Below are 16,333 nucleotides of genomic sequence, written 5' to 3'. Positions count from 1 at the left end.
CGGCAACAGCAGGCTGCGCATCGCGGTCGGCCGCATCCTGCTCATCGGCGCGTTGCTGATCGCGGGCGTGAAGCTCGTGCAGGTGCAGGGCATTCAGGCCAAAGAGCTCTCGGAACAGGCGCAGAAGCAGCGCACGACGCGTCAGAACATCCCCGCCGAGCGCGGCTCGATCCTCGACCGCAACGGCAACCAGCTCGCGTTCTCGATCGAGGTGCGCGCGCTCTACATCCTCCCGCAGCGGGCCCGAAAGACCTGGGACGAGGCCCGCGCGAAGGATCCGGAGCAGTACCCGCTCTCGTACGACGACCACTCGCGCGAGGTCGCGAAGTTCGTCTCGTCGATCCTCGGTCCCGAGGTCAACGGCGAGAAGACCGACGAGGAATCGGTCTACCAGCAGCTCGTGAAGGACATCAGCTACGAGGTCCTGGTGAGCGAGGCGGAGCCGGCCAAGGCCGCGAAGATCGTCGAGAAGTACCCGGCGGAGATCGGCTCGGAGTACCGCTCCAAGCGCATCTACCCGAACGGCGAGCTGGCGTCGAACATCATCGGCGCCGCGAACTGGCGCCAGGAGGAGAAGCCGCCGACGACCCAGGGCATCCTCGGCCTGGAGAGCGCCCAGGACAACGCGCTGGCGGGCCGCATGGGCCGTCGCGTGGTCGACACGATGTCCGGCGACGACACGCTGGTCATCCCCAACACCGAGCGCGAGCTCGTGAAGCCGCAGCCAGGCAAGAGCCTCGAGCTGACGATCGACATCGACACCCAGCACGCCGTCCAGAAGATGGTCACCGACTACGCCAAGAAGTCGGGCGCGAAGAACGCTTCCGCGGTCGTGCTGGACAGCCGCACCGGCGAGATCGTCGCCATGGCCAACGACAAGACCTATGACCCGACCGACTTCGGCAAGGCGTCCGAGGACCAGCTCCGCAACGCGGCGGTCGCTTCGAGCTTCGAACCGGGTTCGGTGAACAAGATCGTCACGGCCGCGGCCGCCGTCGAGTACGGCCTGTTCAAGCCGGACGACGTCCTGCAGGTGCCGGGTTCGCTCAAGGTCGCCGACCGGACGATCAAGGACGCGTGGACTCACGGGACCGTGCCCATGTCGTTCACCGGCGTCTTCGCCAAGTCCTCCAACGTCGGCACGCTGCTCGCCGCCCAGGAGGTCGGCAAGGAGCGCTACGCCGAGATGCTGCAGAAGTTCGGCTTGGGCAAGCGCACCCAGTCCGGCGTTCCCGGCGAGGAGGCCGGCGTCGTCCCGCCGCTGAACCAGTGGTCCGGCTCGACCTTCGGCAACCTGCCCATCGGCCAGGGTCTCTCGATGACCCTGCTGCAGATGACCGGCATGTATCAGGCCATCGCGAACGACGGCGTCCGCGTCCCGCCGCGCCTGATCCGCGCCGAGATCGGCGAGGAGGCGCCCGCTCGGAGAAGCAGCGCCCGGAAGGCGTCCGCGTGGTGTCGCCGGAGACCGCGAAGACCGTGCGCGACATGTTCCGCTCGGTCACGCAGTCCGATCCCCGTGACGCGAACCAGAACGGGACGGGCAAGCAGGCAGCCCTGCCCGGCTACCAGATCGCGGGCAAGACGGGCACGGCCCAGCAGATCGACCCGGTCTGCAAGTGCTACTCCCAGTCCCAGTACTGGATCACGTTCGCCGGCATCCTCCCCGCAGACAACCCGCGCTACGTCGTCGGGATCATGCTCGACGCGCCGCACGGCACCCAGTTCAGCGCCTCGGCCGCGCCGCTGTTCCACGACATCGCCACCTACCTGACGCAACGGTTCCAGGTCCCGATGTCGGCCGAGCAGACGCCGTACGTGCAGCTGCAGATGTAGATCGTTCACGCGGGCCGCGCATTGTTGGTGACGCGGCCCGCTTTCGCAAGTGGTGTGAGACACGCTCAGGCGTGACAATGATGCATTTCATTGTTTCACGGTGAAAATCACCACTGCACTTTTCCGTAATGAGACGCATTTCGCCGGGTCTAATACTTCGAAACCGGAGTGCAAGGCGAGATGGGGTGTGGCATGCGTTTCGCGGGAAATTTGATCTTGGTGGGCTTGTTGGCGGTGACCTTGGTTCCTGTGGCTCAGGCTGATGGGCCGGATCGGACCGCGAAGTCGTACTGGCTGCACATGAACAGCACGCCGACCACTGATCAAATGATCGACGTCGAGGCGCGGCGACGTTCGTACGTGGTGCTCAACGCCTGGGAAAGCGGTCTTGCGGAGAAGTTCAGGGCAGCCAATCCGAAGATCCAGATCTTCGTCTACAAGGACCTCTCCTCAACCCGCAGCTACGCGTGCACGGACGGCGTCGACGATTCCGATCTCCCCACCGGGGTCGGTTACTGCGCCGCGGATCCCGGCTGGTTTCTTCTCGATCCGAACGGTCAGCGTTTCGAGTACGACGGATATGACGGCCACTGGCAGATGGACGTCGGCAACACCGACTACCAGAACGCCTGGGCCGACAACGTGATCGCGTCGAGCAAGGCGTTCGACGGCGTGTTCATGGACAACGCGCTGTTCGCCTGCGACACCTACCACGAAGGCGTCTGCCCGGCTTCGTACCCGACCGACGAGGCGATGCGTGAGGCCTACCGCTCCATGCTCGCCAACACCAGGCAGAAGTTCGTTGACGCGGGCCTCAAAACCGTCGCCAACATGTCCAACGCCCGCCTCCACGACGGCGCGTGGGACACCTACGTCGAGTACCTCGACGGCGGCTTCGACGAGTGGTGGCTGACCTTCGGCGACAACGACCTCCTGTCCGAGTACCCGCAGGGCTGGAGCCGGCAGGTCGCCGAGATCGCCGCCAACGAGGCCAAGGGCAAGATCACCTGGGTCCAGCCGCACCACAGCGGCGCCGAACAGCCGTTCCGCTACGCCTTCGCGAGCTACCTGCTGGCCAAGGGCGACCACGCCGCGATCTCCGAGATCTCCGAGACCGACCGCTACGACAACGCCTCCCCGTGGCGCGCCGAGTACGACTGGGACCTGGGCACGCCCGCCGGCTCCTATCGCTCCGTGGCGTCCAACGTGTTCCAGCGCGACTTCACGTGCGGCACGGTGATCGTCAACGCGAACAAGACCGGCAGCGCCCCCGTCACCGTCCGGCTCACCTCGACCCACACGAACGAGAAGGGCTTGCCCGTCCGTGCAGTCTCACTGCCGGGCACGAGCGGTTCAGTCCTCCGCAAGGCCTGCTGAGTCAGAGCCACCGCGGCTGCTCGCCCGTGATGCCCCAGATCAACTGCTCGAACGGGTCGGGGTCCGCCATCCGCATGTCGATGGTGGACCACACCCGCAGGAAGCCGGGCAGTTCGAGATCGCCCTCGGTCCCGTCGAGGATCACCGGGATGACCCGCCGGCGGTGTCGCGCACGGACCAGTCGTTGATGAGGTGCATCTCGGCGTCGTGCCACGGCCCGAACCCGGCCGGCCCGACCAGCACCGCTGCCGACCTGCTCTTCTCGATGCCCTTCGCCATCTCGTCCTGCCACCGCGAGCCCGGCTGGATGGCGTCGACGTCGAGCCAGGGCAGGATGCCGTGAGCTTCGAGCCGTCTGGCGATCTCCAGCACCTGCCGCTTGTCCTTCACGTTGTGGCACAGGAAGACGTCGTAGTCCTCGGCCTCGCGCTTGCCCTTGAGCGTGGTCGCGGCCACGTCCTGATCGCGCTGCGCGTTGGCGTTCGAGTTCATCTCCGCGACCGCGGCCGGACGTCGGGCTGCTCCTCGTCGGTGATCGGGATGACCCCGTCGCAGATCTGACAGATCACCGTGGTCGACCCACGGCGGAGCCTGCGCTGCACGACCTCGTCGTCGATCGCGTAGTTGCACGGCTTGCACCTGCGCACCCGGCGCATCACGACGTTGTTGGCGCGTTGCTTGAGATGCTCGACGACGTAGGCCTCGAACTGCCGCCGGACGATCGGCTGGACCTGCTCGTCGTAGAACAGCACCAGCTCGCCCCTGCCCTCCGCGATCTCGCGGATGGTGATCCCGCACGTTCCTCCCGCGTCCGCCAGGTACGAGGCGGAGTTGTGGTACATCGGGCCGCGCTGGAACAGCCTGGAGTGCGACAGCCGCACGGCGAGCGTCGAGTAGATCGACTGCAGGTTGCCGTCGAAGGTGAACACCACGTCCTGGCCGGGCAGGTGCGGCGCGTCCGGCCGTTCCCTGGTGAACTGCGACGGGAAGATCAGGTCGACTTCCTTGTCCGTGACTTCTTTCAGTGCGATCTCGCGCCGCAGCAGCTCCTCCACGACCGTGATCAACAGGATCCGCTCCTGCTGCCGGTTGGTCAGCCGTTCGGACTCGGGCATCCGGAACGTGCCCGCGAGCGCGTCCGTCTCCGACACGAAGCCGAGCCCGTCCGGCTCGTCCTTCGCCGCCTGCACCAGCGACGACACGTAGGCGTCCAGGAGTTCGGGCCGGAGCAGGACGTAGTCGCCGAACGCCATGCGCCTGATGACGCCGACGCCCTCCAGGCGTCCGAGACAGGCCGAGAACTTGTCAGTGAGTTCCTCGACCGGCGTTTCGTCCTGCTGGACGCGGCGGAAGCTGTGCAGCAGATCGTCCACAGTGGCCAGAATGCGGCCCTGCTGCTTCTCCTCCAGCACGAAGTCCTTGATCGACTGGAACAGCGCGGTCGAGCTGACGATGGGCACGGTGTCCCAGTCGATGGCGCCGCGCGCCTTGCGGATCAGCTCGTCGACGCCCCACCCTTCCTTCGCACTGGTCTCGATGAACCCGTCGAAGCCGTACGCCTTGACGGCCTGCTCGATCCGGGCCGTGCCCACCGCCGTGCCACCCCGGTCGGTCCTGGCGGCGACCAAGTACGCCCTCAGCCGGACCGCCGCTGCTCCGTCGAGCCGCCGCGCTTGCGCCAGCGCCCGGCTCCAGTACTGGACGCCGGCGAACGGGTCGGTCTCGCTGCGTGCGTCGAACACCACCAGCGCCACCGCGACCTCGTTGAGGTGCAGCTGGTGGACCATGCGGTAGCCGGGCTGGCCCGCGAGGTCCCACAGCAACGTTTCCCTGGTCTGGACGTCGCCGGACGGCGTTGTCTCGATGGACTTCTCGAACGTCCACACGTTGCGCCCGTGGGTGGAGTCGGTCGGTACGAACGGCTGGCCGCTCATGACCAGTCCCAGCCCGGACTTGCCCACTCCGGTGTCCCCGACGAGCACGATCTTCGCGTTCGAGTACAGGCGTGCCGTCCTCGCCGCGCCGATCGAGCCGAGCACCTCGTAGTCGAGGCGAACGATGTCGACGCCGCTACCGTCCTTGATCGCCAGCAGCGGCTTCGTCGGGTGGAAAGCGAGTCCGCCCCGGCCGCGGATGTCCTGGCGGGGCAACACTGCCACGCACTGCCAGTCGTCGCGCCGCCAGATCCGGACCGTGTTGTCCTCGGACATCGATGCGAGGTAGTCACCATTCGGGGAGAACCTGGCACACGTGACGCGCTTCGTGTGCCCCTCCAGGACCGCGTAAGGGCTGTCGACGTTGATCCAGAAGATCTTCACGTCGGTCCTGCCACTCGGGGCGAATGCAACCAAACTTCCGTTGCGTCCCAGCGCGAGCACATCGTGGAACTGGCCGGTGTGAATGCCGTGCAGCATCACGCCTTGGTCCACGTCGGCTCCGAGAACGGTGCCGGAGCCAGCAGCCCAGATGTACCCGCCATCGTTCGACCAGCGTGGTTTCAACAGGTAGAGGGCTCTTCTGTCAAACCAGGCGTCGAAGTTCGCGACCGTTCGCCGCTTGCCGGTGGCGACGTCGACGATCCACAGACCTCTGCTGCTGAACAAAGCCAGTGATTCGCCGTCCGGTGACCAGGAGATCCGGGTACCGCGCCTGACTGTGCACAGTTCTCGGGCCGGCCCTGCGTCGAACCGGTTGATCAGCACGCGACGGGTGTCTTGCGCCTTCTGCACGATCGCGGCGATCGGGCGTGTCGGATGCCAGGCGACATCGGACAGGTCATGGAGCTCGCTGACGACTTCCGATGGGGCGTTCCCCGTGGTTCGCCAGCACACGACGGGATCGCCGCCGTAGCTGACGGTCAGCAGCTCTCCGTCGGATGACCAGGTGATCTGGGTGACCGCACGACTGTGGGCCGTCAACCCGCGGTGAACGAACTCGATGCCTACCGGCGGGGCATCGGTTTCGAGCTCGGGTTCCTGAACGGCGTCGCGAGGTGCACGCCGAGCGAACCCGGAGAGGTCAAAGGGGACCAGGGACTGGAGGGAGCGACGACCGGCGCCGTCGAGTCCCTTCGTCCACAGGTGGATGAGCCCCCGCGACAGGTTGCCCGCGATGCGCGTTCTCGTGTCGACCGGCTGGATGAACAGCCGTAGCAAGACGAGGTTCGCGGAGTAGGCAGCGAGGGGATCCACCGAGTCCTGCGACATCGGCCGGTAGGCCGAATAACGACCTGTGCGATCCCGGCTGGGGTACTCCAGAATCAGGACGTTCAGGGTTTCCGTCAGCTTCGCCCGCTGCGATGTCGGCATCTCCTCGGCGAGTTGCGCGACGTGCTCCAAAACAGATGGACGGAGTGACAACGGCGCATGCGACAGCAACGCGAACAGCAGCTCGCCACCCGGCTCCCCGAGCAGCTCCAGGACGAGGACCGCAATCCGGTACTCCGCGAACGTCGCGGGCTGCTGCTCGAGATCGAGGAGAACGGACTCGACGGTGCTCATGTCCGTGTGGCCGAGCGCCGCGAGATCGGCGCGAAGTTCCGCCTCGGAGATCGGCCGCCAGCCGCGGTTGAGCATTCCCAGCGCGGCGACGCCCGGCACCGGGAAGTCGGGCGACTGCGAAGTCAGCCCCTCGACGGCGGCCGCGAACAGATCTCCGAGCGTGAAGGTCGTGCTGGGCACGGTGGGATCGGTCACTCGCAGCGTGAGCATCAACAACTGCAACGGGTTTCGTGCGAGGTCCGGATGGGCGAGCGCGGCCTCGAGCGTCATGGGTCGTCGTTTCGTGCCCGCCGTCGCCCGGTTCCACGCCGCGATCCACCGGCCGATCTGATCGCCGTCGAAGTCCGCGAGCGCGACGACCGGGGTGCCGTCCGGGATGAGCAGCTGATCCAGGAACGACGTCCGCGAGGTGACCACCACCGCCACCGGGTGGCCGAGCGTGAGCTCGGTTCGCTGGAACCTGACGACCTCGTCCAGGTAGCTCCGCGGCGAGCCGGAGGTCTGCGGCATCTCGTCCAGGCCGTCCAGGATGACGACGCAGGTCTTGCCGGTGCCCTGGCGGGCGAGGTCGGCCCAGTCGACCAGGCCGTCGGTCTGACGCCGCACCGCCTCCCTGATCTGGTCGACGACGGGTGCTTCCGGGGCTGCCGTGCGCAACAGCACGCGGACGACGATGTGGTCGGTGTCGGGCCTGCGGGCGGCGAACACCGTCGCCAGCGCCGACTTGCCGGAGCCCGGTCCGCCGACGACCAGCATGGGCAGCCGATAAGCGTCGGGGCTGGTGAAATGACCGACGAGTATCCGGTTCAGGTCGTGCCGCAGCTGGATTTCCGATGACCACCAGCTTTCGTCGGTCAACCTCGCTCGCGGGGTCGCCACGGCCAGCCGGTAGCCGGAGGCGATGTAGAGGGCGCCTAGGGGAGGAAGGCCGGGGTCACTCGGCAACGGGGCGTCCAGCACGACTTCGTTGGCCCTGTGCAACTTCGCATGCGCGTCGTTCGCGAATTCGTCGACCCAGTGACGCGATGTCACGGCGTTGGCGGACGTCTTGCGCCTGATGTCGGCCCACGTCGCGAACTCCGGCACGTCCACCGCCAAGGCGAGGAAGTCCGTCTCGTAGCGGGACACCGCCCGCCTCACGAAGGCGGGGTCCAGCAGCAGCTTGCTGCCGGAGCGGGGGCTCATCCTGTGCAGGATCCGGTGGACGCGCTCACCGCGGTCGGCCGCCCACCTGCCGACGGTGTTGACGTTGTCGGCGAAGAACCGCGTGATGGAAGGCGTGGGCACCTCGTCCGAGTACAGGTACGAGACGAACGAATGGTCTTCCTGCTGCCAGTCGCTCTCGTCCGCTACGCCGAGGTCGTTGGTCAGCACCTCGCGGACCGTCTCGAAGAACGCCGTCGCCACCAGCACCGTGTGCACGGCGACGACCGGGTGGAACCGCTCGCTCCCGCTCAGTGCGGGCAGCTGCTCGATCACGTGCGCGAGCCGGTCCCGCACCAGTTTCGGAGCCTCGTCACCGCTGATCCACCCGTACAGGCCGTGGATCGACGTCCTGATCGAGGTGCCCGACAACACCCGTCCGAGCAGCCGGTCGACCGCGTCCAGCCACGCGTTGTCGTCATGGGCGAAGGTCAGCAGGGCGCCTCGGAGCGTCGTCGCGTCAACAGGCGGCATCAGCACATGCTAGATAGACGGCGTACGCGTCCGAACGAATTTGCTACGGCATCACCCGGTCGTCGTGCATCGGCTCTGGCCGAGCCACCAACACCGGACAAGAAGCGTGGTAGAGCGCCGCACGCGTAATCAGTCCCACGCCGTCGTGCTGCCCACCCTTGCCAACCACGACCAAGTCCGAATCCAGGGAAGCCAAAGCCTCGTGCGGATGACGCGACTCGACCACGACCTCGGGCGTCAGCTCAGGAGCGGTGGTGCGCAAGAACAGCACGGCACGGCGGACGGCGGCCTCGTCGCGGGGGACGGTGACCCCGTGCTGGGCCGGCGGGTGGACGTGCAGCAGGCGCAAAGACGCTCGGCGGGTGCGGCAGAACTCGACCGCGCGCCGCAGCACGACCGGGTCCTCGCACCCGCCGACGGCGGCGGTGATCCAGCCGTATTCGCCACGGATCGCCGGGGGTCGTCCGCGCACCACTACGACTCCGCACCGCGCGCGGCGCAACACCGGGAGGACGAGGGAGCCCAGACCCAGGCTGCGGTGCTGTTCGCCCTTGCACCCCAAGACCAAGGTCGCGCTGGAGTCCGACGCCCTCACCAGTGCGGCCACCGGGTCGTCACCGCTGGGCCGGAAGTGGGCGGTGAGCATGGGGAGTCGTTCCAGGACCCGCTGGACCGTGGTGTCGCCGGGATCCGCGAGATACACCTGGAGATCTGTCCTGAGTGACCACGCGTGGCGCGCGGCCCACTCGAAAGCGTGATACGCGGATTCGGAAGTGTCGACCCCGACCGTCACGGACCGACTGAAATCTGGTGCCCAGAAGGAAAATCTCCTGGGTTGGACCGCCGTGGTTGTTCTCATCGCCGCCTCCTGCCGTGCTCTACCTCACCGCGCCCGCACAAGTGATCCCAGGGCCCAAAGTCCCAAAGCGGGCAGGAACTTGTTCGGCCGGACGGGCTCACACCTGGAGACCAGCGACAACGGCCACTCGAACAGCCCATAGCTGCAGATCATCACCCGATTGCCAACGCGCCGCTCGGCCACTCCGCGCACGCCGGTAGCCTCTTGCCCGTGCCTGCCAAGCTCGAGGGCAAGGTCGCGACCGCCCCGCCCCGCCCCAACGCCATTCGCCCTGCTTCCGTGGCTGCTCTCGCCGCGGTTGCCGACGTGCACCTGACCAGGCCGGCACATGCCGACGTTCAGGTGACGGGGGTGACGCTGCGTGCACAGCACGTGGTCCCCGGAGATCTGTACGCGGCGCTGCCCGGCGCGCGTGCGCACGGTGCCGACTTCGCCGAAACGGCGTTGGCCAACGGTGCCGTCGCCGTGCTCACGGACGAGGCCGGTGCCGCGCGCGAGGCGCTCAAGGACGTGCCCGTGCTGATCCACCCGCGCCCGCGTGAGGTCGTCGGCTTGCTCGCCGCGCACGTCTACGGCCGGCCGTCGACCAAGGTCAAGTTGTGGGGTGTCACCGGCACGTCCGGCAAGACCACCACCACGTACATGATCGAGTCCGCGCTCAGGGCCGCAGGGAAGAACACCGGTCTGATCGGCACGGTCGGCACCCGCATCGGCGACGAGCAGCTCGGCAGCTCGCACACCACTCCGGAGGCGCCTGACCTGCAGGCGTTGTTCGCGGTGATGGCCGAGCGCGGCGTCACCGACGTGGCGATGGAGGTGTCGAGCCACGCGCTGCACATGGGCCGCGTCGCCGCCACCGAGTTCGAGGTCGGCGCGTTCACGAACCTGAGCCAGGACCACCTCGACTTCCACGCGGACATGGAGGAGTACTTCCAGGTCAAGGCGCAGCTGTTCGACGGCCGCGCGCGCAGGGAGATCGTCTGCGTCGACGGCGAGTGGGGTCCGCGGCTCGTGAAGCCGGGAACCATCACCGTCGCCACGACCAAGCCCGCCACCTGGACCGCGGGCAACGTCGAGGTGAGCCCGACCGGTGAGCAGACGTTCACCGCGCACGGCCCCGACGGCGACATCGAGATCCACCTCCAGCTCGCCGGCAGCTTCAACGTCGCCAACGCGTTGCTGGCGATCGCCTGCCTGCACGCGGAAGGCATCCCGGGTGACGCCATCGCGGAAGGCCTGAGCACCGTTCAGGTCCCCGGCCGCATGCAGCGCGTCGACGAGGGCCAAGGCTTCACCGCGGTCGTCGACTACTCGCACAAGCCCGCCGCCGTCGCGCTGGCGCTGGACGCCGTGGGCGCCAAGACGGACGGCCGGGTGATCATCGTGCTCGGCTGCGGTGGTGACCGCGACCGGGCCAAGCGGCCGCTCATGGGAGAGGCCGCGGCGCAACGAGCCGACGTGTTGATCATCACCGATGACAACCCGAGGAGCGAAGACGCGTCCTCAATCAGGGCCGCCATGCTCGAAGGGGCCCTCGCCACCGAGAACAGGGGCGAGGTGCTGGAGATCGGCGACCGGAGGCTCGCGATCGAGAAGGCCGTCGAGCTGGCACATCCGGGCGACGTCGTCGTCGTGGCGGGCAAAGGACACGAAACGGGACAGGAGATCGCCGGCGTGATCCACCCGTTCTCGGACGTCGAGACGCTGACCGCCGCGATCAGAAAGGCTCACCGTTGATCGCACTCACGCTCGCCGAGATCGCGAAGATCGTCGGCGGACGGTTGCACGCAACCGATGGCACCCCCGTGGTCACGGGCTCCATCGAGTTCGACACCCGCAAGGTCACCGAGGGCGGCCTCTTCCTGGCGCTGCCCGGTGAGCGCGTGGACGGCCACGACTTCGCCGCGCAGGCTGTGGCGTCCGGCGCGGCCGGGGTGCTGGCAGGCCGCGAGGTCGACGCGCCTGCGGTGATCGCGCCGCCGGTGGAGACCAAGCACGCCAACGCTTACGTGCTCGCCGGCGACAAGACCGGCGATGGTGCCGCGGTGCTGGCCGCGCTGGCCAAGCTCGCCAGGTACGTCACCGACCAGATCAAGGACCTCACGATCGTCGGCATCACCGGTTCGGCCGGCAAGACGTCGACGAAGGACCTGATCGCCCAGGTGCTGCGGCCGGTCGGCGACGTGGTCGCGCCGCCGGAGTCGTTCAACAACGAGCTCGGCCACCCGTGGACGGCGCTGCGGTCGACCGAGGACACGAAGTTCCTGGTCCTGGAGCTGTCCGCCCGCGGTATCGGCCACATCGCGAACCTCTGCGAGATCGCCCCGCCGAAGTTCGGTGCCGTGCTCAACGTCGGCACCGCACATCTCGGCGAGTTCGGCTCCCGCGAAGGCATCGCGCAGGGCAAGGGCGAGCTCGTCGAGGCGTTGCCGGAGGACGGCGTCGCCGTCCTCAACGCCGACGACCCGCTGGTCGCGGGCATGGCGAGCCGCACGAAGGCCAAGGTCGTCCTGGTCGGGGAGAACCCGAACGCGGACGTCCGCGCCGCGGACATCGAGCTGGACGAGCAGGCCCGCGCGAGCTTCACGCTGAAGACCGCGAAGGGCGACGCGCGGGTCAAGCTCGCGCTGAACGGCCCGCACCAGGTGGGCAACGCACTGGTCGCCGCCGCGATCGCACTCGAGCTGGGCGCCACGCCCGCCGAGGTCGCGGAGCGGCTCGGCGCGGCGGAACGGGTTTCCGCGCACCGCATGGTGATCACCGACCGGCCCGATGGCGTCACCGTCATCGACGACGCGTACAACGCGAACCCGGACTCGGTGCGGGCGGCGTTGAAGGCGCTCGCGACGATCTCGCGCGCCACCACGCCCGCTCGCCGCAGCTGGGCCGTGCTCGGCCCGATGGCTGAACTGGGCGACGACGCGGTGCGCGAGCACGACGAGATCGGCCGTCTGGCGGTACGCCTGGACATCAGCAAGCTCGTCGTCATCGGTGACGCGGCCCGCGCGATGCACCAGGGTGCGCACCTGGAAGGATCTTGGGGAGAGGAATCCGTCCTCGTGCCGGACGCGGACGCGGCGATCGCGTTGCTGCGAGCGGAAATCCGGCCCGGTGACGTCGTGCTGGTCAAGGCATCCAACGCCTACCGCCTGTGGCGCATCGCCGAGGCCCTGCTGGAGGCAGGAACCAAGTGAAGAGCATCCTGATCGCGGCAGCGATCGCACTCGCGGTGTCGATCCTGCTGACGCCCTACCTGATCAAGATCTTCTCCCGCCAGGGCTTCGGCCAGGAGATCCGCGAGGACGGTCCGCAGCACCACAAGACCAAGCGCGGCACGCCGACCATGGGTGGCCTCGCCATCCTGGTCGCGATGTGGGCCGGCTATCTCGGCACTCATCTGGTGAACTCGATGTCGGCCTCGGCGTCCGGGCAGACCCCGACGGCGTCCGGCCTGCTCGTGCTGATGCTGACGACGTCGCTGGGCATCGTCGGCTTCCTCGACGACTTCATCAAGATCCGCAAGGCGCGCAACCTGGGCCTGAACAAGACCGCGAAGCTGGTCGGCCAGTTCATCGCGACGATCACGTTCGCGATCCTGGTGCTGCAGTTCCCGAACAAGGACGGCCTGACGCCCGCGTCGGTCAACCTGTCGTTCGTCCGCGACATCACCGTCGTCTCGTTCGGCGTCATCGGGTTCATCGTCTTCTGCTACGGCATGGTCGCCGCGTGGTCGAACGCGGTGAACCTGACCGACGGCCTCGACGGCCTCGCCGGTGGTTCGTCAGCGATGGTGTTCGGCACGTACGTGGTGATCTCGTTCTGGCAGTTCCGCTACAACTGCTCCAGCTACGCCGTGGCCGGCTGCTACGACGTGCGAGACCCGCTGGACCTGGCGGTGATCGCCGCGGCCGCGATGGCGGGCTGCATCGGCTTCCTCTGGTGGAACGCGGCTCCCGCCAAGATCTTCATGGGTGACACCGGTTCGCTCGCGCTCGGCGGCCTCGTCGCCGGTCTCGCGATCGCGACCCGCACCGAGCTGCTGATGATCGTCATCGGTGGTCTGTTCGTGGTCGAGGCCCTGTCGGTGGCGCTGCAGGTCGCGGTCTTCCGCACCTCGCGACGGCGCCTGTTCCGCATGGCACCGTTCCACCACCACTTCGAGCTGGCCGGCTGGGCGGAAACCACTGTCATCATCCGGTTCTGGCTGATGGCGGGCATCTGCTGCATGTTCGGGCTCGGTGTCTTCTACAGCGAGTGGCTGACGGGCGGGTTCTAGGAACATGACCAAACTGGCCGGAACGAAGGTGCTGGTCGCCGGTGCTGGAGTGACCGGCCGGTCCGCCGCGGAGGCGTTGCTCGCGGCGGGCGCCGAGGTCGTGGTGACGGACTCGTCGCAGGAACGACTGGAGGCGCTGGAGACCCGTGCTCGAAGGCGTAGAGCCTGGTGCCAGGCCTGACCGAACCGCCCGCCGGGACCTCACTGGTCGCTCACCGAGCCCCGGCCTGGCAGCCGTCGAGCCCGTTGCTCGCGGCTGCCTCGTCGGCGGGCATCGAGGTGATCGGCGAGGTAGAGCTGGCCTGGCGGATGGCCGCGGAACTGGCCGACCCGCCGGTGTGGCTCGCGGTGACCGGCACGAACGGCAAGACCACGACGGTCGGCATGCTGGAGTCGATCCTGCACGCGGCCGGTGCGGACGCCGTGGCCTGCGGAAACGTCGGTCTGCCCGTCGTGGACGCGTTGCTGGCCGGGCGCAGGGTGCTCGCCGTGGAGCTGTCGAGCTTCCAGCTGCACTGGGCGCCGTCGGTGCGGCCGCAGGCGGGCGCGCTGCTCAACCTCGCGGAGGACCACCTCGACTGGCACGGCGGCATGGAGCCGTACGCGCGGGCCAAGGCCCAGGTCCTCACCGGTGACGTGGCGATCGGCTGGCTCGACGACGACCTCGTCGTGGACCTGCTCGAAGACGCACCGGCTCGTGATCGCGTTGGTTTCACGCTGGAGGAGCCCTCGGCGGGCCAGCTCGGTGTGCGCGACGGCTGGCTGGTCGACAGGGCGTTCGCCGACGACGAACCGTTGATCGAGATCTCGAAGATCCGCCCGGCCGGTCCTCCCGGCATCGCGGACGCTCTCGCCGCCACGGCTCTGGCGCGCGCGTACGGCGTGCCGTCGGAAGCAGTGCGCGAGGGCTTGGAGGCGTTCGAACCCGCAGCTCACCGAGCCGTGCGCGTCACTGTGGACGCCACCGATATCCAATATATTAACGACTCGAAGGCGACGAACCCGCACGCCGCGGTGGCGTCGCTGCGGGCGTTCGACAGCGTCGTCTGGATCGCCGGGGGTCTGCTCAAGGGCGCGTCGGTCGAGGACATGGTGCGCAGCGAGGCTCATCGGCTGCGGGGTGCGGTGCTGATCGGCGCCGACCGTGCGGTGATCGCCGACGCCCTGGCGCAGTACGCGCCCGATGTGCCTGTGCGCGTGCTCGACGTCGCCGCCGACGACGAGCCGATGGTCGCGGTTGTCCGTGCCGCGCAGGAGTTGGCACAGCCCGGTGACACGGTGTTGCTCGCCCCGGCCGCCGCGTCGATGGACATGTTCAGCGACTACGCGCATCGCGGTCAGGCGTTCGCGGACGCCGTCCGGCGGTTGACGGCTGGTGAAAGCAGTGACCGGTAGGGTGGTGGTGTCGTGACCGTCGGCCTTCACCGCGTCTTCCGGCGCTCAGCCCGGCACCACGATGCACCCGTCTGACCGTCGAAATACGGGGCAAAGGCCGACGATCACGACACCATGAGCGACACGCCACAAGAATCCCCGTTCGAGCGCTTGACACAGGAGACGATGATCTGGTGACCGTCGTCGCCGACAAGCCGAGAAGCAAGCGGAAGGTTCGTCCCGCTGGCCGTGTCGCGTCGTTGCGCGGCGGTCTGACGGCGTGGCTGAGCCGCCCGCTCGCCGACTTCCACCTGCTGCTCGCGATCTTCGGCATGCTCACCGTGCTCGGCCTGGTGATGGTGCTGTCGGCGTCGGCGCCGGGACAGGTCGCCTCGGGTGTGTCCGCGTACAGCGTGTTCCAGAAGCAGTTGATCTACGTCTGCATCGGCGCTGTGTTGTTCTGGCTGGTGCTGCGGTTCCCGCTGCGGCGGCTGCGGCACCTGTCGACGGCCGCGATGGGCATCGGTGTGCTGTTGCTGGCGCTCGTGCTGACCCCGTTGGGCGATGTCCGCGGTGGCGCCCGGTCGTGGTTCACGGTCGGGCCGATCTCGTTCCAGCCCATCGAGGCCGTGAAGCTCGCCCTGGCGTTGTGGGGCGCGCACGTCCTCGTCACGAAGCGTGCGCTGCTGTCGCAGTACCGGCACCTGCTCGTGCCAGTGGTGCCGGTGGCGATGCTGGTGTTCGCGCTGGTCATGCTGCAGCCCGACCTCGGCGGCACGATCACGCTGGGCGTGGTGCTGATCAGCCTGCTGTGGTTCGTGGGCGCGCCGATGCGGTTGTTCGGCGTGATCGCCGGTGGCGCGGTGGCGGGTGCCGTCGTGCTCGCGATCGGTGCCGCGTACCGGCTGCAGCGCGTCGCGACGTTCCTCAACCCCGACTCCGATCCGCAGGGCGCCGGTCTGCAGGCCCGTCAGGCGATGTTCGCGCTCGCGGAGGGCGGTCTGTTCGGCAAGGGGCTCGCGCGGGGCAGCTCGCAGTGGCGGTACCTTCCGAACGTCGAGTCCGACTTCATCTTCGCCGTCATCGGCGAGGAGCTCGGGTTCGTCGGATGTGCGCTGGTACTGGTGTTGTTCGGCCTGCTCGCCTGGGTCGGCCTGCGGGTGGCCTCCCGCAACACCGACCCGTGGATCCGGATCGTGTCCGCGACGCTGACGGTCTGGCTGGTCGCGCAGGCCGCGATCAACATCGGCTACGTCGTGCGGCTGCTGCCCGTCACCGGCATCACGCTGCCGATGATCTCCTCCGGCGGCACCTCCATCGTGATGACCATGATCGTGTTCGGCATCCTCGCGAACTGCGCCCGGCACGAGCCGGAAGCCGTCTCGGCGCTGCGTTCGCTCGGCCCCGGCCGCGTCGGCGGGCTGCTCAAGCTGC

At 68.1% G+C, this 16,333-nt stretch carries 10 protein-coding genes and 2 pseudogenes; 8 read left to right on the top strand and 4 right to left on the bottom strand.

Annotated features, from left to right (window positions below):
- Positions 1-67: 67 nt before the first annotated feature.
- The 3 genes and pseudogenes from FXN61_RS36520 to FXN61_RS36515 all read left to right on the top strand — a co-directional run.
- A pseudogene (locus FXN61_RS36520) lies at positions 68-1,348 on the top strand (peptidoglycan D,D-transpeptidase FtsI family protein); the annotation flags it as partial.
- Complete coding sequence (locus FXN61_RS56645; protein ID WP_376770789.1) at positions 1,270-1,836, top strand: penicillin-binding transpeptidase domain-containing protein; 567 nt, start codon at positions 1,270-1,272, stop codon at positions 1,834-1,836. The pseudogene FXN61_RS36520 and the gene FXN61_RS56645, both read left to right, overlap by 79 nt.
- A gap of 249 nt (positions 1,837-2,085) precedes the next feature.
- Entirely contained in the window at positions 2,086-3,213 is a 1,128-nt protein-coding gene (locus FXN61_RS36515) for a putative glycoside hydrolase (protein ID WP_167978501.1), read from the top strand.
- A gap of 1 nt (position 3,214) precedes the next feature.
- On the opposite strand, the gene FXN61_RS36510 is transcribed toward FXN61_RS36515, so the two are convergent.
- The 4 genes from FXN61_RS36510 to FXN61_RS36495 are packed head-to-tail and all read right to left on the bottom strand — an operon-like array spanning position 3,215 to position 9,183.
- Positions 3,215-3,358 carry a hypothetical protein gene (locus FXN61_RS36510; RefSeq protein ID WP_167978500.1) on the bottom strand — a complete coding sequence of 48 codons (144 nt, stop codon included), beginning with the start codon at positions 3,356-3,358 and terminating at the stop codon, positions 3,215-3,217.
- Complete coding sequence (locus tag FXN61_RS36505; protein WP_167978499.1) at positions 3,355-3,705, bottom strand: toll/interleukin-1 receptor domain-containing protein; 351 nt, start codon at positions 3,703-3,705, stop codon at positions 3,355-3,357. The genes FXN61_RS36510 and FXN61_RS36505 overlap by 4 nt, the downstream gene beginning before the upstream one ends.
- Positions 3,702-8,390 (bottom strand): NACHT N-terminal helical domain 7-containing protein, encoded by a 4,689-nt coding sequence (locus FXN61_RS36500; RefSeq protein ID WP_167978498.1) that lies wholly within the window; start codon positions 8,388-8,390, stop codon positions 3,702-3,704. Before FXN61_RS36500 ends, FXN61_RS36505 begins: the two co-directional genes overlap by 4 nt.
- 43 nt (positions 8,391-8,433) lie before the next feature.
- The gene (locus tag FXN61_RS36495; RefSeq protein WP_167978497.1) at positions 8,434-9,183 is read right to left on the bottom strand and encodes a universal stress protein; all 750 of its coding nucleotides are present in this window, start codon (positions 9,181-9,183) and stop codon (positions 8,434-8,436) included.
- 276 nt (positions 9,184-9,459) lie between these two features.
- Here FXN61_RS36495 and FXN61_RS36490 point away from each other — a divergent pair, with 276 nt between their 5' ends.
- The 5 genes and pseudogenes from FXN61_RS36490 to ftsW all read left to right on the top strand — a co-directional run.
- Positions 9,460-10,986 (top strand): UDP-N-acetylmuramoyl-L-alanyl-D-glutamate--2,6-diaminopimelate ligase, encoded by a 1,527-nt coding sequence (locus tag FXN61_RS36490; RefSeq protein ID WP_167978496.1) that lies wholly within the window; start codon positions 9,460-9,462, stop codon positions 10,984-10,986.
- Positions 10,983-12,443, top strand: coding sequence for a UDP-N-acetylmuramoyl-tripeptide--D-alanyl-D-alanine ligase (locus tag FXN61_RS36485; RefSeq protein WP_167978495.1), 1,461 nt, complete (start codon positions 10,983-10,985; stop codon positions 12,441-12,443). Before FXN61_RS36490 ends, FXN61_RS36485 begins: the two co-directional genes overlap by 4 nt.
- Positions 12,440-13,525: a phospho-N-acetylmuramoyl-pentapeptide-transferase gene (gene mraY, locus FXN61_RS36480; protein ID WP_167978494.1), complete on the top strand. Its 1,086-nt coding sequence runs from the start codon at positions 12,440-12,442 to the stop codon at positions 13,523-13,525. Before FXN61_RS36485 ends, mraY begins: the two co-directional genes overlap by 4 nt.
- Positions 13,526-13,529: 4 nt before the next feature.
- Positions 13,530-14,920: pseudogene (gene murD, locus FXN61_RS36475) on the top strand (UDP-N-acetylmuramoyl-L-alanine--D-glutamate ligase).
- A 173-nt stretch (positions 14,921-15,093) separates the two neighbouring features.
- On the top strand, positions 15,094-16,333 hold a 1,240-nt coding region (gene ftsW, locus FXN61_RS36470), incomplete at its 3' end, for a putative lipid II flippase FtsW (protein WP_167978493.1).

Origin of the sequence: Lentzea indica, from assembly GCF_012184385.1 — a bacterium.
In the GTDB taxonomy this organism is placed as follows: Bacteria; Actinomycetota; Actinomycetes; order Mycobacteriales; family Pseudonocardiaceae; genus Lentzea; species Lentzea indica.
The sequence above is the reverse complement of the archived record's forward strand: the minus strand, read 5'-3'. Positions and strand labels throughout refer to the sequence as shown.